Here is an 18,963-nt window from a genome sequence, read left to right on the forward strand (position 1 = left end):
CATGCAGAGTATGCCATATCCACATCTTGACGAAACCATTTATCATGAAAAGCTTGATAATGGGCTGCATGTGTTCGTGTTACCCAAAGCAGGTTTCCAGAAAACGTACGCAACGTTTACAACCCAATATGGGTCTATTGATAACCACTTTCAAGTTCAAGGTAAAGATGAAGTGCGGGTACCAGACGGTATTGCACATTTCCTAGAGCACAAAATGTTCGAGGAACCCGAAGGAGACATCTTTGCAACGTTTGCAACGAATGGTGCATCGGCCAATGCTTTTACAAGCTTTGATCGAACGGCCTACTTATTTTCATCGACAGATCGCTATTTAGAAAACTTAACGACATTAATTAATTTTGTGCAAAACCCTTATTTTACGGATGAGAATGTAGAAAAGGAAAAAGGGATTATCGGACAAGAGATTAAAATGTACGAGGACAATGCGGACTGGAGAAGTTATTATGGCTTGATCGAATCCTTGTATGCGAAGCATCCGATTCATATTGATATTGCCGGAACTGTTGCGTCAATAGCAGAAATCACAAAAGAGACATTATATGAGTGCTATAACACGTTCTATCATCCGAGCAACATGAGTTTATTCGTTGTAGGAGGCGTAGATCCGCAAGAGGTTATAACCTTAGTCAAAGACAATCAAGCGGCTAAAACCTTTCCACCACAAGGTGAAATCCAAAGGTTCTTCCCTGAGGAACCAGTTGAAGTCAAGGAAGCCCGCAGGCTTATTTTACTTCCCGTTTCGTTGCCGAAATGTTTAATGGGCTTCAAGGAAGCGGCACCAGCAGTTACTGGTAAGCCTTTATTGGTAAGAGAATTGACGACCAAATTAATGTTGGATATCTTATTTAGCTCCAGCTCTGATATTTATCAAACACTCTATGATGATCAGTTAATTTCTGATAATTTCGGACATGAATATAACTGTAGTGATGGGTATGCTTTTTCCATTGTTGGGGGGGATACCAAAGATCCGGAACAGCTTATTGCAAGGATTCGTGACGAGGTTGAAAAAAGAAAAGAAGCTGGACTCGATAGTGTCACTTTCGAACGCAGTCGGAAGAAGAAGATAGGCAGTTTCCTCCGAATGATGAACTCACCTGAATCGATAGCGAATGAATATACCAAATATCGGTTCAAAGGGATCGATCTCTTCGATATCTTACCGGTATATGAGCAGCTAACGCTGGAAGATGTGAATCGGCGATTCCGCGAGCATTTTGACTGGAGTAAGCTAGCTGTTTCTATCGTACAAAGTCGTGAACCGTCGTGAGTGTTGTAAAACCATTTAGTGAACAGACCGTGCTGATTACGGGAGCTAGCAGGGGGATTGGCGCTGCAATAGCCCAGCGTTTCGCCGCGGTAGGCATGCAGATTGTCATTCACTATCGGGATTCACATGAAGCAGCCAATGAAATTGCTCGTTCTTGCATGAAGCAAGGGGCAACCGTATTAACTGTATCAGCAGATATTCAATCGCATGAGCAGATTCTCAAAATGAGAGATAAGCTGGAACAAATGAATATGATACCAGACATCATCGTGAATAATGCAGGTATTTCTCATTATGGGATGCTATCTGATGTGACGGAAGAAGATTGGGATCGTGTCATGAATGTGAATCTCAAGGGTTCCTTCCTTTGTACACAAGCGTTTATGTCCGCGATGGTCAAACAAAAGTATGGTAGAATCATTAACGTATCCTCGATATGGGGCATCTCAGGTGCCTCGTGTGAGGTCTTATATTCAACGGCCAAGGGTGGACTTAATGCGTTTACGAAAGCTCTAGCCAAAGAACTTGCTCCATCCGGTGTTACGGTGAATGCTGTAGCACCTGGGGCTGTTCAGACTGATATGATGGCCGGCTTTCAGGCCGAGGAAATCGATGCCATTACCAACGATATTCCCGTTGGACGGCTCGCGTCTCCACATGAGGTAGCATCGCTTGTCTATTTCTTAGCCTTGCCTGAATCTGGTTATATTACTGGACAAATCATTTCTCCCAACGGAGGTTGGCTTACTTAGTACCTACCTGTATTCATTGCAAAGAAGCCCACGCATAATTCTGTATTGAGAAGCGCATATTACGTATGTAATGACCATTTCTCATAACTCAAAGGAGGCTTCTTACAATGGCTACTGTACTTAAGGTGTTCGACAAATGGAAAGAATTTTTGGCTGAACGCGTGAGTCAGGCTGGACATGCAGGGATGAGTGATGAAACCATCTCCAAGCTGGCTTTTCAAATTGGGGAGTTTTTGGCAGACAAGGTGGATCCTCAAAATGAGCAAGAACGAGTTCTCAAAGAGTTGTGGGATGCTGGGGATGAACAAGAAAAGCATACTCTTGCGCGCCTCATGGTAAAATTAGTAGACAAAGGTTAATAACCGTTTTACAATTCAATAGGGTATGATGTGAAAGCCTCCTCTTTCGGAGGCTTTTGCATGCTTTATAAGCTGGAAAGGAATTATTATTGTATGCATAAGACTCGATTATTACTAATTTTAATCCTATTATCACTGCTTGCTGGTTGCGGAAATCGTGGAATTCCAGTCATTAAGCAAGAAATACTTGATCAGAAAATGTCTGTTTTGATGCTCTCAAGTAGCGGGTTATCGGCATCAGCAAAGGACGTACTAGGTCAAACATTAAAGAGTTGGCGCGACGCAAATTCGATTGCCTACGACTGGGTTAAAGATTTGAATGCGCTGGATGATAATGTGGTTTCGAAACTGAAATCGAAATCATATGATTATATATACGTTGTTGGAAATGAACTATTTCCATCAGCCAACGAGAAGATGGCATTAGGAGCTACTACGAGTAAATGGACTTTTTTACAAAGTCAGCCATTTGCAGAGGGCAGCGCAGTTACCGTGAATGAGCAGGCATCTTTGCTCCAATTGGACTCTCAACAGATGGATGCGATGAAGAATAAGGCCATTCAAGATCTTTTATTTCAAAATGTGGTCATAGAATGGGTAACACAAAGTGACCGCCCGATTCCATCCGCATGGGCGCCTTCAGAAGAAGCCGATCACATTGTATTGCTAAACAACAACCAGTGGTTTCAACAATTGACCTTCCAAGTACATCAACATCACGCAGCATGGGTTATTTTTTACAGTCCAGTGAGTGAAGATCAACTGCAGAAAGCGAAATCTTTGGGTGTATCAGTAATAGACTTTTCCGGAGCGTTAACCGCCGATCTCAATTGGACGCAAATTTTTGATAACCGGCTTGCAATGATGAAAACACATGCTTGGCAAAAAGGTATCCAAAATTACAATACGCAAGAGCTAAAGGAACTAAAAATGAAATAATGTCAGAGTTGTTTGTTTTTTTGAGCAGGATTATGGCGGAATTTGTAGAAATTAATTAAATGGACATGAACAGTCTGGTTCATTACAAGATATGTGTGACAGAGATGATGATGAGGTGGAAGAATTGGACGTAAAAGAATGGTATATGGAATACAAAATTCACAAGAACCGTCCCGGTTTATTAGGTGATATTGCTTCATTGATGGGGATGTTGGATATTAACATCGTGACGATTAATGGGGTTGAAGATCGTACACGTGGAATGCTTCTACAAACAAATGATGAAGAAAAAATTGATTTAATGGGTAAAATGTTGAGAAAAGTAGATAATATTACTATTACTGCTTTGAGACCTCCTAAATTAGTTGATATCTTGGCTGTTCGCCACGGCAGGTATATAGAACGAGACTCCGACGATCGCAAAACATTTCGCTTTACGCGTGATGAATTAGGCTTGTTAGTTGACTTTCTTGGTGAAATATTCAAGCGTGAAGGAAATCAAGTTGTTGGACTTCGTGGCATGCCACGTGTTGGGAAGACGGAGTCTATTATTGCAGGCAGTGTTTGTGCGAACAAACGGTGGACTTTTGTTTCCTCTACTTTATTGAGACAAACCGTTCGCAGTCAGCTTTCTGAGGATGAAATGGCCCCAAATAATGTCTATATCATTGACGGTATTGTTTCGACGATTCGTTCCAACGAAAAGCATTACAGTCTTTTGCAAGATATTATGGGTCTGCCTTCAACAAAAGTTATCGAGCATCCTGACATTTTTATTCGCGAATCGGAATACACCTATAATCACTTCGATTATATCATCGAGCTTCGCAACAGCCCGGATGAAGAAATTAACTATGATTCGTTTACGTATACGTCCGAACCTTTTTAATGTTTCAAACGTCAATAACAGGATAAATAATTCCTTCGGGGAGGTGACCATATGTCTGACTTAGGCTACATTTTGCGCAAAACTCGACTGGAAAAAAAGATTTCGCTGGATGATCTCCAGGAAGTTACTAAGATCCGCAAGCGCTATCTAGAAGCCATTGAAGAAGGAAACTACAAGGTGCTGCCAGGGAGTTTCTATGTGAGGGCTTTTATTAAAAGTTATGCGGAAGCATTGGGGCTTGATCCGAATGAAGTTCTGAATATGTATCAGTCAACGCTTCCTGCCCCAACGATAGAGAAGCCTGTTGTCGAAGCGATTCGCAAAAATAGATCAAGTGTTCGTAATACAGAGAAAATGAGCCGATGGGCTTCGAGCTTAATGTTTGTCTGTTTTATTTTGCTCATATTCGGGATCGTATACTATTATACATATAAGAATTATAAGGGAACGCCAGCGGATGAGAAGCCAACGCAAACGCAATCGCCGCGTATTACAGACTCAACGAACCCTTCGCCGAGCACGTCTGTTAATGCTACTGGGGATGGTAAAGCAACCGTGTTATCAACGCCAACCCCAACACCAACACTAGCTCCGACGCCTACACCGCCTGCTGTGCAGGTGAAATTTAGCGCTACTGAGAAGGGTGTAGATAATTACATCATTACAGGTACTGCAAATTTGAATATTCAATTCAAAATTACCGGATCTTGCTGGATCGCTGTTAATGCACTTACCCCTGAGGGTGATAAGGGGGCATTGCTAAGACAGAAACTGTATAATGCCGGTGAAACGGATACATTTGATTTAGCAAGTTCAGCTTTTTTGAATGTTGGAGCAGCTAGTGCATTGCAGCTCATGGTCAATGGCACTCTCGTTCCTGTTGGCGATACGCCGAATCCGAAGCGGGTTCAGCTGAATTTGCAAAAAAGCTAGCATTTTGCCAGTTCCTGCGCTTTCCCGGGTAATTAAATAGTTTGATGGGAAATATTCGAAGCCATTGGCGGTAGGATATTTCCTTTTTTACGTGTTCTTGCTATAATGCTAATGTAATTTGATGGAAGGGATGTTGGGATGTAGATGAGTTCAGAGAGTTCGTTTGATATTGTATCCAAAGTGGATATGCAAGAACTAAATAATGCGATTCAACAAGCAGAGAAAGAGATGTTGACACGTTTTGATTTTAAAGGAAGCAAAAGCAGCATTAAACTAGACAAAGATCAGCTTGTTGTCACTTCGGATGATGAGTTTAAGCTCCAGAACGTCCTTGATATTATGCATGCAAAAATGACCAAGCGTGGAATCTCGATTAAAAATCTCGAATATTCCAAAGTAGAGCCAGCCGCTGGTTCCACAGTTAGACAGAAAATCAGCATGAAACAAGGTGTCGATCAAGACAACTCCAAGAAAATTAATATACTGATTCGTGATTCAAAATTGAAAGTGAAAACTCAAATTCAAGGGGATCAAATTCGTGTAACTGGGAAGAGTCGTGACGATTTACAGGCTGTTATCGCTCTGCTTCGGAAAGCCGATATTCCATTGGATTTGCAGTTTGTTAATATGAAATAATCAGGAATATATGGTTACTTGAAGGAAAACCCCCTGGTTGCAGGGGGTTTTTACATTTTGACACCCCAATTGGCTTGTATTATACTGGTAGGGAGTGTTTTTTAGGACTATTGGAGGTTGTTTCTTTCATGACAGAAAAGGTTAAGGTAGTTACTCTCGGATGCGAGAAGAATTTAGTTGATTCCGAGATTATGTCAGGTTTAATTCATGGCCGTGGTTTCCAACTTGTAGACAACAAGGAAGATGCTACAGTCATTATCGTGAACACTTGCGGGTTCATTGATGCTGCTAAAGAAGAATCCGTAAATACAATTTTGGATATGGCAGAACTGAAGCAAACAGCGAATCTCAAGGCGCTAATCGTTTCAGGCTGTTTAACACAACGATACAAAAAGCAGTTAATGGAAGAAATGCCTGAGATCGATGGGATTGTAGGTACGGGTGATTTTGATAAAATTAATCACATTGTGGACGAAGCGCTTAGAGGGAAGAAACCGGTTCTAGTTGGGAATCCGGTATTTAACTATGACGCTGACCTGCCAAGACTGATGACGACACCTCGTTACACAGCCTACGTGAAAATTGCAGAAGGCTGCGATAACGCTTGTACATTCTGCTCCATTCCAATTATGCGCGGTGCCTTTAAGAGCAGAAGCATGGAATCGATCGTTGCAGAAGTTGCAAACCTTGCAGCTCAAGGCGTTAAGGAAATTAGTTTAATTGCGCAAGATTCCACCAACTATGGAACTGATATCTATGACAGCTTCATGCTTCCTACTTTGTTGAACAAAGTAAGTGAAGTAGAAGGTATTGAGTGGGTGCGTCTGCACTATGCCTACCCAGGCTTCTTTAGTGATGAGTTGATTGAAGTGATGGCAACGAATCCTAAAGTGTGCAAGTACATTGATATGCCATTACAGCATAGTGAAGATTCCATTCTTAAACGTATGCGCAGACCAGGTCGTCAGAAGGATACGCGCGAACTCGTTCGTAAAATTCGTGAATCCATTCCGGATGTTGCCTTGCGTACTTCTTTGATCGTTGGTTTCCCTGGTGAGACTGAACAAGATTTTGAGAACTTGAAACAATTCGTGCGTGATGTTCAGTTCGATCGCCTTGGTGTGTTTGCATACTCCATGGAAGATGATACGCCTGCAGCAAGACTGCCGGATCAAGTTCCGGATGATGTGAAAGAATACCGTGCTAATGCGATAATGGAAATTCAACGTGAAATTTCGAATATCCGCGGCGGTCGCCGAATTGGACAAGAAATCGACGTGCTTATTGAAAGATACGATGGAAGAAGCGATGTTTATATCGGTCGTTCCCAATTCGACGCACCAGAAATTGATGGTGAAGTATTCGTTTCGAATGCGAAATTGAACATTGGTGAACTTGCGAAGGTTCGTGTTACCCACTCCTACGAGTTTGACTTATCCGGGGAGGTAATTGCATGAACTTAGCTAACCGCATCACCGTAGCGAGAATTTTATTAGTACCGATCATCATGTTCTTTTTGTTGATTAAGGTAAAATTTCCTCAAATACGGATAGAGGAGTTTAGCATAACGTATAATCAAATTATTGCTGCTTTAATTTTTATTATTGCTGCGAGTACCGATAGCTTAGATGGTTACATTGCTAGGAAACGTAATCTTGTTACGAATTTGGGCAAGCTTTTGGATCCTTTGGCAGACAAGCTGCTTGTTACCGCTGTACTTGTTTCACTAGTAGAAATGGATAAAGTTGATGCTTGGATTGTTATTGTCATTATTAGCAGAGAATGGGCAGTGACTGGACTTCGTCAAATTGCTCTCTTAGAGGGTACTGTCATGGCGGCCAGCAAATGGGGTAAGGCGAAGACGGCGGCTCAGATTACAGCCATCATTGCACTGCTAATTAATAATTTTCCATTTACGTTTCTAGATTTTCCCTTTGATGTTATAGCTAGTTGGGCTGCAGCAATTATTACCGTTTATTCAGGTGTGGAATATTTCGTTAAAAATAAACACGTCATAGATTTTTCGGAAAAGTCATAGTTACATGTAACTTACCTCTAAACGCGGTCGATCAATAACGAGCGATCACGTTAGAGGTTTTCTCATTTTAAGGAGGGTTTCGTAGATGAAAGCAGAAATCATTGCGGTAGGAACAGAGTTGCTGCTTGGTCAAATCGTGAACACCAATGCGCAGTTTATTTCTAGAGAATGTGCAGCACTAGGGATTGATATTTACTTTCAAACTGTCGTTGGGGATAATGAACAGCGCTTGTTAGACAGTCTTCGATTAGCTGCATCACGAGCTGATGTCGTGATTTGTACAGGAGGACTAGGACCAACGCAGGATGATCTGACTAAGGAAGTATTAGCTACACTGACGGGACGTCATTTGGTGCTTCACGAGCCTTCGATGGAGGCCATATCTGCGATGTTTGCTTCAAGAGGGATTCATATGGTGGAAAGTAATCGGCGCCAAGCACTTATGCTAGAAGGCAGCGATCCCTTACGTAATGAGACTGGTTTGGCAGTGGGAAATGCGCTCACATTCGAGGGGGTACATTTCGTGCTTTTACCAGGACCGCCTAAAGAAATGAAACCAATGTTTACAAAATATGCGGTGCCGTGGCTTCAATTACGAATGACAGATGAAGTTCCGCTTTATTCGAAAATGTTGAAGTTTGCAGGTATAGGTGAGTCCAATTTGGAGCATCAGCTGTTAGATTTGATTCAAGCGCAAACCGACCCGACAATTGCCCCTTACGCCAAAGAAGGTGAAGTAACTATTCGTTTAACAACGCGTGCAAATACGGAAGTAGAAGGCGAATTGAAGTTACAAGCTACGGAGGCTGAAATTACGAATCGACTTGGTGAGTATCTTTATGCCGTTAAGGACGTCCCTATCGAGACTACTGTTTTGCAGTTACTAGCAGGAAGTAAGAAGACACTGGCGGTTGCTGAAAGTTGTACGGGAGGTTTACTCAGTGATTTAATAACGGCAGTACCAGGTAGCTCAGAATCATTTCTAGGCGGTATCATCGTTTACTCGAATGCTTTAAAGCATAAGTTGTTAGGCGTGCCGATGGAGATATTGGAGGGGGAAGGTGCCCCAGGAGCTGTTAGCAGCGAAACAGCTGTCATTTTAGCCGAACAGTTGCTTGTTAAGACTGGTAGTGACTTTGGCATCTCGGTGACCGGTGTGGCGGGTCCAAGCCCGTCTGAAGGGAAGCCTGTAGGTCTTGTCTACGTTGGATTCGCACAAAAGCATGCGAAGACGGAAGTATTTACTCTCCAACTATCAGGCAATAGAGAGTCAATTAAACATAGGGCTGCTAAGCGTGCACTCTATCAATTGTGGAAACAGTTGAAAGAAAGCTAGAAATCCTCTATAATCAGAGTTAGTTAACGGAAGAACCGTAGCAAAGCGATAACTTTGTTACGGTTTTTTGTTTGTTCGCAAAAAAACGAATGTATGTTCGAAAAAATGCTTGGCAAACATGCCAAAACAAGTTATCATATACCTATAATGATAGAAGGAAGTGGTTGTTTTGTCAGATCGTCGTGCCGCGCTAGATAATGCATTACGTCAAATTGAGAAACAGTTCGGAAAAGGCTCCATTATGAAACTTGGAGAATCTACACATATGCAAGTTGAAACGATTTCTTCGGGCGCGCTTGCTCTGGATATCGCACTTGGAATAGGTGGATTCCCACGCGGAAGAATTATTGAAGTTTACGGACCAGAGTCATCAGGTAAAACAACTGTAGCTTTACACGCGATTGCTGAAGTACAAAGAGTGGGCGGACAAGCTGCCTTTATCGATGCGGAGCATGCGTTGGATCCTTCTTATGCAAGCAAGCTTGGTATTAATATAGATGAACTGTTACTTTCCCAGCCAGATACGGGTGAGCAAGCGCTTGAGATCGCAGAAGCACTAGTTCGTAGTGGCGCGGTAGATATTATTGTTATCGACTCCGTTGCAGCATTAGTACCGAAAGCGGAAATTGAAGGCGACATGGGGGATTCTCACGTAGGTCTTCAAGCACGTTTGATGTCACAAGCGCTTCGTAAGCTGTCTGGTGCAATCAATAAATCGAAAGTTATCGCTATCTTCATCAACCAATTACGTGAAAAGGTTGGCGTTATGTTCGGTAACCCTGAGACGACTCCGGGTGGTCGTGCATTGAAGTTCTACTCTTCAGTTCGTTTGGATGTTCGTCGTATTGAGACTATCAAACAAGGTAACGACATGGTTGGTAACCGTACGAGAATTAAGGTCGTTAAGAATAAAGTAGCACCTCCATTTAAACAAGCTGAAGTCGATATTATGTACGGTGAAGGTATCTCACGCGAGGGTAGCATTATTGATATCGGAACTGAGTTGGATATCGTAAATAAGAGCGGCGCTTGGTATTCTTATGAAGGTGAGCGTCTTGGTCAAGGACGTGAGAACGCTAAACAATTCTTGAAAGATAACAAAGCGATCTCGGAAACGATTGAACTAAGAATTAGAGAAAATAGCAACTTGATTAAAGTAGTTGGTCCGAACACGGATGAAGAAGAAGACGAGTTGGAAACAGCTTTTGAATAGGTTTGAAAAATAGGATGGATGAAGCACCTTAACCTTGTGTTGGGGTGCTTTTTCTCCATTTGGGGGATTGTTGAGATGAATCATGAAGAGGAAGAATTACAGGTAATAACCAAAGTGGAAAAACAAAAACAAGGAAGACATCGCTATAACATTTATCTGAATGAGGAATACGCTTTTTCTGTTCATGAAGATATTCTGATCAAGCACCGTTTGAACAAAGGGGAATCCCTATATCAGAAAGCGATTGAAGCTATCATTTTAGATGAAGAGCGAAATATGGCCTATGTGAAGGCCCTTCACATGGTAGGAAGGCGTCCCCATTCCCTCTCAGAGGTGAAACGTAAATTGAAAGAGAAGGGTTTTGAAGCGCCTATTATAGATTGGGCGAGTGATAAGCTTATTGAAAATAAATACATCAATGACGAAGAATTCGCTAAGATGTGGACGGACAATAGGGTAATTTCTCAACGCAAAGGACGGAATCTGATTCGACAAGAACTTCAACAAAAAGGGATTCATCAAGATGTGGTGAAAAGTACCATGGAGTCGATAAATCCGGAAGATGAGTACGAGGGAGCACTAAAAATAGCGAGAACGAAATGGAAACAAACCTCAGGAAAACTGATGGATAGAAAGCGGAAGACTGCGGCATTTCTAATGCGAAGAGGTTACACTGGTGCCACTGTTACTAAGGTCTTGGGGCTCATAAGCAATGAAACGGATGAGGAAGAAATGGCATTTTCGGATGAGGGTTTCGATAATTATTAACGACGTTAATTAATTTCAGATTTACTTAATGTTGTTAACTATCTGCTCGTGGATTTTGGGTCTAAATAATCAACTCTTGGACATTCGCTTGACAAGCTTCTTCGACAAAAGATAAAATAACAGTGTATATTTTCATAATGTATTCAAAATCATACTAATTTCATTGATTTTGAGAAGACAGATGTAAAAACCGCCAATTTTTACACTGTTGATTATGGATTATTAGCACTATAGTGCCCTAACGCACTGTGCGCATTCATTTAAAAGCCATACTCTTACATTTTAAGGGTATGTATGACTAGTCAAACAATTGAATCGGATTAAAAAACCGAAGGTACCCCAGGCTAACACCTTGGAGAAACCAACGAGGAGGTGAACAAGATGATGACTGCCATCTGGATCGCGATCATTCTCGTTGTTGGAGCTGCATGCTTAGGGATTGGTTATTTTATCCGTAAATCTCTTGCAGAAGCGAAAATTTCCAGTGCTGAAACAGCCGCTGAGCAGATAAAAGAATCTGCCAAAAAGGAAGCAGAAGCACTGAAAAAAGAAACGGTTCTGGAAGCAAAGGACGAAGTGCACAAACTACGATCCGAAGCTGAAAAAGACATTCGTGAACGTCGGAATGAAATTCAACGACAAGAAAGACGATTGTTGCAAAAAGAGGAATCGCTGGATAAAAAATTAGAGTCTCTCGAGCGTAAAGAAGAGCTAGTAGCCAACAAAGAGAAGCGAATCGAGGATACACAAACACAAATTGATCAGCTCTATAAAAGCCAAGTTTCCGAATTGGAACGAATTTCTGGTCTTACAATGGAAGAAGCTAAGAGTATCATTCTTACTAATGTAGAGCAAGAAGTTCGTCATGAAACTGCTCAGCTAATCAAAGAGATTGAACAACAAGCCAAAGAAGAAGGCGATAAGAAAGCACGTGAGATCATCACACTTGCTATTCAGCGTTGTGCTGCAGATCACGTAGCGGAAACCACGGTATCCGTTGTCTCGTTGCCTAATGAAGAAATGAAAGGTCGCATTATCGGTCGTGAAGGTAGAAATATCCGAGCTTTGGAAACTTTGACCGGTATTGACCTTATTATTGATGATACGCCTGAAGCAGTAATCTTATCTGGTTTTGACCCAATCCGTCGTGAAATTGCTCGCACATCACTTGAGAAACTTGTAGCGGATGGACGTATTCATCCCGCACGTATCGAAGAGATGGTTGAGAAGTCTCGCAAAGAAGTGGACGAACGTATCCGCGAATATGGGGAACAAGCGACGTTTGAAGTTGGGGTACACGGTTTGCATCCTGACTTGATCAAAATTTTGGGGCGCCTAAAGTTCAGAACAAGTTACGGACAAAACGTGTTGAAACATTCCATGGAAGTAGCGTATCTGGCTGGTTTAATGGCCGGAGAGCTCGGGGTAGACGTAACTTTGGCGAAACGTGCCGGGCTGCTTCATGACATTGGTAAAGCGTTAGACCATGAAGTGGAAGGGTCTCACGTCGAAATCGGTGTTGAGATAGGCAAGAAATACAAAGAGCATCCAATCGTAATTAATAGTATTGCCTCACATCACGGTGATGTGGAAGCAACTTCAGTAATTGCTATGTTAGTCGGTGCTGCGGACGCATTGTCAGCGGCGAGACCTGGTGCTCGAAGAGAAACGCTAGAAACGTATATCAAACGTCTTGAGAAGCTGGAAGAGATTTCAGAATCATTTGAAGGTGTTGAGAAATCATACGCCATTCAAGCAGGTCGTGAAGTACGTGTCATGGTACAGCCGGAGAAAGTGGATGACACTGAAGCGTTCCGTTTAGCCCGTGATATTACGAAGAAAATCGAGGGTGAACTCGATTATCCTGGACATATTAAGGTTACGGTCATTCGTGAAACAAGAGCAGTTGAATACGCTAAATAAGAACCAAATGCGAAAAGTGGCTATTATAGCCACTTTTCCTTATTTTCAAGGCCGAATGGAATAGATCAGTAAGACAACATAGTTAAATTTGGTCATATAAAGGAGCTCGTTTTGCGTTATGAAAATTGTGTTTATTGGTGACATCGTAGGTTCTGTAGGAAGAAAAGCATTGAAGAATATCATGCCAAGACTAAAACAATTACATCCACATGCTGTCTTCATTGCCAACGGGGAGAATGCAGCCGCTGGTAAAGGGATTACACAAGCAATTGCCAAAGAAATATACGAAATGGGTATTCAGGCCATTACAATGGGAAACCACACATGGGATCAGAAAGAAATCTTCGATTTTATTGATCGTGACGATAAAATGGTACGTCCTGCGAACTTCCCGCCAGGTACACCAGGTAAAGGTCAAACAGTCATCAAAGTGAAGGACCAAGAACTTCTTATTATTAATTTACAAGGTCGAACATTCTTGCCGCCAATTGATTGCCCATTCCGTAAAGTGGATGAAATATTGGAAGCCGATAAGAAAAAACATAAATTTGTTTTTGTCGATTTCCACGCGGAAGCTACTTCGGAGAAAATCGCAATGGGTTGGCATTTGGACGGTAAGGTGTCTGCGGTCGTTGGAACCCATACACATGTTCAAACAAATGATAATCGTGTATTGCCTCAAGGTACAGCATATGTGACGGATGTCGGGATGGTAGGGCCTCGTGATGGCATTCTAGGGGTAGAACGTAACGCGGTGCTTCAGAAGTTTAAGACGCAGCTTCCCGTTCGTTTCATTACAGATGAAGGAAAATGGCATTTCCATGCCGTTGTTATAGAATTAAACGATCAGACAGGATTAGCTAAAGGGATTAACTTGATTAGATATGATGAGGATCAGGTATTTATGGATTAGTAGTAAAAATGCTAGTGATATCCGTATTAATGGGATGAGGTAGCATGTTTCGTGTACCTGGTGAATATGATGGGTATTGGAAGCTATCCATCATTTCCGAGGAGGTACTATTCATGGATGTGTTAAAAGTTTCAGCAAAATCCAATCCAAACTCCGTAGCAGGTGCATTGGCAGGCGTTTTGCGTGAGCGTGGAGCCGCTGAGCTTCAAGCGATAGGTGCAGGCGCATTGAACCAAGCCATCAAAGCAGTAGCTATCGCAAGAGGATTTGTGGCGCCTAGTGGAGTCGACTTAATATGTGTACCAGCCTTCACGGATATCGTAATTGATGGGGAGGACCGGACAGCTATTAAATTGATTGTCGAGCCTCGGTAGACGGTAAGGCAACTGTATAAGTGTTGACTTTCATGACTGACTGCCAGTTAAATCGAAATGTTATCACAGTACCTATGAAACCTCTGTATAGAGGTTTTTGTGCTGTTTAGACATAAAGTGCGATGTCAGGAGGCGGGTAATATAATGAAAATTGTAGATGGACATTGTGACGCATTAACGAAGCTATATCAGAATGGTAAACTTGAATTTAACCAGGATGTATTAGAATTGGATGTAAGTTTTCCAAAGCTGCAGCAAGCAGGTGTTAAAGTACAATGTTTTGCGATCTATCTTTCAGAATCCATCCCCAACCCTAGCTTTGAGCATGTTTTGCAAATGATTGATGTATTTCATCGGAAGATTTTAAGCCATCCGCAAATGAGATTTATTCGAACTGCTTCGGATTGGTTAGACTTGGAGCAATCTGAGGAGATTGGTGCAATTTTGACAATAGAAGGTATGGATGCTCTCGCAGGTAATCTAACCTACTTACGAATTCTTGATTACTTAGGCGTTCGTTGTGCAGGAATCACCTGGAATTACGCAAATTGGGCGGCGGATGGCATCATGGAACAAAGAAAGGGCGGTTTTACAAAAAAAGGGAAGCTCATGTTAAAAGAAATAGAAACTATGGGTATAATAGTCGATGTGTCACATCTATCCGTAGCTGGTTTCTGGGAGCTTGTAGAAGTATACAAAAAACCATTTATCGCTTCACACTCTAACGCTTTTCACCTATGTCCTCATCCAAGAAATTTATCAGACGATCAAATTAAAACTATCATACAATGCAAAGGTATTATGGGAATTACCTTTGTTCCTTACTTTCTAGATAACTTGAAAACGACAGTAGAGATTTCAACGATTCTGAAACATATTGATCATATCTGTGCATTAGGCGGTGAGTCCCAAATTGGTTTTGGTTCGGATTTTGATGGGATCGAACAATGGGTGAAAGATTTAAGACATGTTGGAGATTACGGAAATATTATAGAAGCTTTGTGTAAAAACTATACAGAGTCGCAAGTGGATGCGTTTTTGTATGGGAACTGGCGGAATTTCATGTTGCGGAACCTTCCGCAATGAATAAGTGGAAATCAATCTAATATTGATATGGATACAATCTAAAAACTCTATCTTTTAGAAACGGTGAAACCTCTTGCAATTTACTCTGTAAAGGCATAGAATTTGGATGACAAGTGAAAGAATTTTTTTATTGCAACATCATAAATTACTAAACAATCAGCTTATCAAATTTTCTTCACGCAGCTACAATCAAAAGGAGTGGACGTACGGTGATTAGTCAGTTATCTTGGAAAATCGGAGGTCAGCAGGGTGAAGGGGTCGAAAGTACAGACCGCATTTTCTCTACTGCATTGAACCGTCTCGGTTACTATTTGTATGGGTACCGTCATTTCTCTTCACGGATTAAGGGGGGACATACAAATAACAAGATTCGCATCAGCACCAAACCGATTCGCGCAATTTCAGACGACTTGGATATTCTTGTTGCGTTTGACCAAGAAAGTATCGATTTCAACGCACACGAACTTCGCGACAATGGTGTAATCGTTGCGGATGCTAAATTTAACCCTGTTTTGCCAGAAGGAATCAAAGCTAGATTGTTCCCAGTACCGATCACTGCAATTGCAGAGGAATTAGGAACTTCCCTATTTAAGAACATGGCCGCGTCAGGCGCTTCATGGGCTCTACTTGGCTTGCCGATTGACGTGTTTAATAAAGCTGTTGAAGAAGAATTTGGCCGTAAAGGCGCGGCAGTCGTTGAGAAGAATATTGAAGCAGTTCGCAAAGGTGCAGAATCCGTACTTGAACTAGCTGGCGGACCTATCGCTGACTTCCAACTTGAGCCTGCTGATGGACAACAAAAATTGTTCATGATCGGAAATGATGCAATTGCTCTAGGAGCTGTGGCTGCAGGTTGCCGCTTCATGCCGGCTTATCCAATTACGCCAGCATCCGAAGTCATGGAGTATTTGCAAAAAGTACTTCCTAAATTGGGTGGAACAGTTATTCAAACGGAAGATGAAATTGCAGCATGTACAATGGCTATCGGTGCTAACTACGCAGGTGCACGTGCGCTTACAGCTTCAGCTGGTCCTGGTTTGTCCCTAATGATGGAAGCTATTGGTCTTGCAGGTATGACAGAAACTCCAGTAGTAATCGTTGATACGCAACGTGGCGGTCCAAGTACTGGTCTTCCTACTAAACAGGAGCAATCTGATTTAAACGCAATGGTTTACGGAACGCACGGTGAAATCCCGAAAATCGTATTGTCCCCTAGTACGATTGAAGAGTGCTTCTATGATACTATCGAAGCTTTCAACCTTGCTGAGCAATACCAAGTACCTGTTATTCTGATGACAGATCTTCAGCTTTCCCTTGGTAAACAATCTGCAGAAATGCTGGATTATAACCGTATTGTGATTGATCGCGGTGCACTTGTAACTGAAGCACCTGAACAAGAACCTAATCAGTTATTCAAACGTTATGAGTTCACGGAGAAAGGTGTTTCTCCTCGTGTAATCCCTGGTGTGAAGAACGGTATTCACCATGTTACGGGAGTAGAGCATGACCAAACAGGTCGTCCTTCCGAAAGCACTGAAAATCGTCAACGCATGATGGATAAGCGTCTTGAGAAGTTGAAACATATTCAAGTGACAGATGCTATCAAATTTGATGCACCACACGAGAATCCTGACCTTCTTATTATCGGTATGGGTTCCACTGGTGGAACAATTGATGAAGCTAGAAGTCGTGTTGAATTGGAAGGCATCAAAACCAACCATGCAACTGTACGTTTGATTCATCCGTTCCCAGCTGACCAACTTCGCCCGCTTGTTGAAAAAGCGAAACAAGTTATCGTTGTAGAAAACAACGCTACAGGTCAATTGGCAGATCAAATTAAATTACATGTTGGCCATGCAGATAAAATCAAAAACGTACTTAAATATAACGGTAACCCGTTCTTGCCAGCAGAAATTGAACAAAAATGTAAGGAGTTGACTTTAGCATGGCAACATTAAAAGACTTTCGTAACAATGTAAAGCCTAACTGGTGTCCTGGATGCGGAGATTTCTCCGTACAAGCGGCTATTCAGCGTGCTTCAGCTAACGTTGGTTTAGAGCCAGAAAACTTAGCAATCGTTTCAGGTATCGGATGTTCGGGACGTATTTCAGGTTATATCAATGCATACGGATTCCACGGTATTCACGGAAGATCCCTGCCAATCGCACAAGGCGTGAAAATGGCTAACCGCGATTTGACAGTTATTGCTTCTGGTGGAGACGGAGACGGCTTTGCAATTGGTATGGGGCACACTGTTCATGCTATTCGTCGTAACATTGATGTTACTTACATCGTAATGGATAACCAAATCTACGGTTTGACGAAAGGTCAAGCATCTCCACGTAGTGCGGAAGGTTTCAAAACGAAAAGTGTACCATCCGGTACAATCGAGTCCGCGATTTCACCACTTGAAATTGCAATGGCTGCTGGTGCTTCTTTCGTAGCACAATCATTCTCCAGTAACTTGAAACAGTTAACAGCTGTTATTGAAGCTGGTTTGAACCACAAAGGGTTCTCCTTGATCAACGTATTCAGCCCATGCGTTACTTTCAACAAAGTAAACACATATGACTGGTTCAAAGAGAATATCGTAGATTTGGATGAGATTCCAGACTATGATTACACAAACCGCGTGATGGCGATGACAAAAATCATGGAAACAAACTCCATGTTAACAGGTATCATCTACCAAAACAAAGATAAGAAGAGCTATGAAGATTCCATCCCTAGCTTTGCTAAAGAAGGTCTAACGAAACAAGATCTTAAGCTTTCCGAAGCTGACTTCAGTAAATTGCTTACTGAGTTTAAATAACATTTTCCTAAGAAGGCATACGGGTGAAATTCCGTATGTCTTTTTTGCTGATCGGTAATACTGACAATTATGATTTAAATGAGAGGATGAGTATACCTATGCCCATGATTCCAATTGGTGTTTCAGCAAGACATATACATCTTTCGCAAACCGATTTAGTTTCACTTTTCGGTGAGGGGTATGAGCTTTCGAGTTTCAAAGATCTTTCGCAACCAGGACAATTCGCAGCACATGAGACTGTTGCTATTATTGGGCCGAAAGGACAATTCGATAAGGTCCGAATTCTCGGTCCGATTCGACCACAAACGCAAATTGAGGTTTCACGCACGGATGCTTTCATGCTAGGAATCCATCCGCCAGTGCGCGAATCAGGTCAAATTGACGGAACGCCAGGATTACGTGTAATTGGCCCCAAAGGAGAAGTTACTTTGGAGCAGGGAGTCATTGTCGCGGCCAGACATATTCACTTCCATTCCTCCGATGCAAATCAATGGGGGATTCAAGATAAACAGCTTCTACGCGTGCATTTGCGGGGAGAGAGGCCTTTAATTTTTGAAGATGTGATTGCCCGAGTATCAGACCAGTTTGCGTTGGATATGCATATTGATACAGACGAAGGAAATGCAGCAGGCGTAAAAACAGGTGACGAAGCGGAACTCTTGTTATAATATTAATGGCGTTAATTATTAAGTAGGTTAATA

General features: G+C 42.0%; 19 protein-coding genes. All 19 read left to right on the forward strand.

Annotated elements, in window-relative coordinates:
* Position 1: 1 nt before the first annotated feature.
* Positions 2–1,291 carry an EF-P 5-aminopentanol modification-associated protein YfmH gene (gene yfmH / locus ACSQ8P_RS16305; RefSeq protein WP_436236109.1) on the forward strand — a complete coding sequence of 430 codons (1,290 nt, stop codon included), beginning with the start codon at positions 2–4 and terminating at the stop codon, positions 1,289–1,291.
* Positions 1,288–2,043 carry an elongation factor P 5-aminopentanone reductase gene (gene ymfI / locus ACSQ8P_RS16310; RefSeq protein ID WP_436236110.1) on the forward strand — a complete coding sequence of 252 codons (756 nt, stop codon included), beginning with the start codon at positions 1,288–1,290 and terminating at the stop codon, positions 2,041–2,043. Before yfmH ends, ymfI begins: the two co-directional genes overlap by 4 nt.
* Before the next feature lie 107 nt (positions 2,044–2,150).
* Entirely contained in the window at positions 2,151–2,402 is a 252-nt protein-coding gene (locus tag ACSQ8P_RS16315) for a DUF3243 domain-containing protein (RefSeq protein WP_028558337.1), read from the forward strand.
* A gap of 60 nt (positions 2,403–2,462) precedes the next feature.
* On the forward strand, positions 2,463–3,341 hold the full coding sequence (locus tag ACSQ8P_RS16320) for a hypothetical protein (RefSeq protein WP_436236111.1): 879 nt from the start codon (positions 2,463–2,465) through the stop codon (positions 3,339–3,341).
* Positions 3,342–3,432: 91 nt separating this feature from the next.
* The gene (locus ACSQ8P_RS16325; protein ID WP_436236112.1) at positions 3,433–4,230 is read left to right on the forward strand and encodes a DUF3388 domain-containing protein; all 798 of its coding nucleotides are present in this window, start codon (positions 3,433–3,435) and stop codon (positions 4,228–4,230) included.
* A gap of 51 nt (positions 4,231–4,281) precedes the next feature.
* Positions 4,282–5,163, forward strand: coding sequence for a RodZ domain-containing protein (locus ACSQ8P_RS16330; protein WP_436236113.1), 882 nt, complete (start codon positions 4,282–4,284; stop codon positions 5,161–5,163).
* Positions 5,164–5,307: 144 nt separating this feature from the next.
* Positions 5,308–5,799 carry a YajQ family cyclic di-GMP-binding protein gene (locus ACSQ8P_RS16335; RefSeq protein WP_056625112.1) on the forward strand — a complete coding sequence of 164 codons (492 nt, stop codon included), beginning with the start codon at positions 5,308–5,310 and terminating at the stop codon, positions 5,797–5,799.
* Between the two features lie 128 nt (positions 5,800–5,927).
* Positions 5,928–7,256, forward strand: coding sequence for a 30S ribosomal protein S12 methylthiotransferase RimO (gene rimO, locus ACSQ8P_RS16340; RefSeq protein ID WP_436236114.1), 1,329 nt, complete (start codon positions 5,928–5,930; stop codon positions 7,254–7,256).
* Positions 7,253–7,837 carry a CDP-diacylglycerol--glycerol-3-phosphate 3-phosphatidyltransferase gene (gene pgsA, locus ACSQ8P_RS16345; RefSeq protein ID WP_056625118.1) on the forward strand — a complete coding sequence of 195 codons (585 nt, stop codon included), beginning with the start codon at positions 7,253–7,255 and terminating at the stop codon, positions 7,835–7,837. Before rimO ends, pgsA begins: the two co-directional genes overlap by 4 nt.
* Positions 7,838–7,922: 85 nt before the next feature.
* The gene (locus ACSQ8P_RS16350) at positions 7,923–9,173 is read left to right on the forward strand and encodes a competence/damage-inducible protein A (RefSeq protein ID WP_436236115.1); all 1,251 of its coding nucleotides are present in this window, start codon (positions 7,923–7,925) and stop codon (positions 9,171–9,173) included.
* A 169-nt stretch (positions 9,174–9,342) separates the two neighbouring features.
* Entirely contained in the window at positions 9,343–10,386 is a 1,044-nt protein-coding gene (gene recA / locus ACSQ8P_RS16355; RefSeq protein ID WP_436236116.1) for a recombinase RecA, read from the forward strand.
* Positions 10,387–10,461: 75 nt separating this feature from the next.
* Positions 10,462–11,154, forward strand: coding sequence for a regulatory protein RecX (locus ACSQ8P_RS16360; protein WP_436236117.1), 693 nt, complete (start codon positions 10,462–10,464; stop codon positions 11,152–11,154).
* Positions 11,155–11,535: 381 nt separating this feature from the next.
* Positions 11,536–13,077, forward strand: a complete 1,542-nt coding sequence (gene rny / locus ACSQ8P_RS16365) for a ribonuclease Y (RefSeq protein ID WP_056625130.1) — start codon at positions 11,536–11,538, stop codon at positions 13,075–13,077.
* 118 nt (positions 13,078–13,195) lie between these two features.
* A complete protein-coding gene (locus ACSQ8P_RS16370; protein ID WP_436236118.1) occupies positions 13,196–13,990 on the forward strand; it encodes a TIGR00282 family metallophosphoesterase in 795 nt (264 codons plus the stop codon).
* Between the two features lie 113 nt (positions 13,991–14,103).
* Complete coding sequence (locus ACSQ8P_RS16375; RefSeq protein ID WP_028558349.1) at positions 14,104–14,364, forward strand: stage V sporulation protein S; 261 nt, start codon at positions 14,104–14,106, stop codon at positions 14,362–14,364.
* A 144-nt stretch (positions 14,365–14,508) separates the two neighbouring features.
* A complete protein-coding gene (locus ACSQ8P_RS16380; protein WP_436236119.1) occupies positions 14,509–15,450 on the forward strand; it encodes a dipeptidase in 942 nt (313 codons plus the stop codon).
* Between the two features lie 209 nt (positions 15,451–15,659).
* A complete protein-coding gene (locus ACSQ8P_RS16385) occupies positions 15,660–17,408 on the forward strand; it encodes a 2-oxoacid:acceptor oxidoreductase subunit alpha (protein WP_173108323.1) in 1,749 nt (582 codons plus the stop codon).
* Entirely contained in the window at positions 17,396–18,262 is an 867-nt protein-coding gene (locus ACSQ8P_RS16390) for a 2-oxoacid:ferredoxin oxidoreductase subunit beta (protein WP_057315638.1), read from the forward strand. Before ACSQ8P_RS16385 ends, ACSQ8P_RS16390 begins: the two co-directional genes overlap by 13 nt.
* Positions 18,263–18,360: 98 nt before the next feature.
* Positions 18,361–18,930 (forward strand): phosphate propanoyltransferase, encoded by a 570-nt coding sequence (locus tag ACSQ8P_RS16395; protein WP_436239537.1) that lies wholly within the window; start codon positions 18,361–18,363, stop codon positions 18,928–18,930.
* Positions 18,931–18,963 lie beyond the last annotated feature (33 nt).

This window comes from Paenibacillus sp. LjRoot153 (assembly GCF_964253085.1).
In the GTDB taxonomy this organism is placed as follows: domain Bacteria; phylum Bacillota; class Bacilli; order Paenibacillales; family NBRC-103111; genus Paenibacillus_E.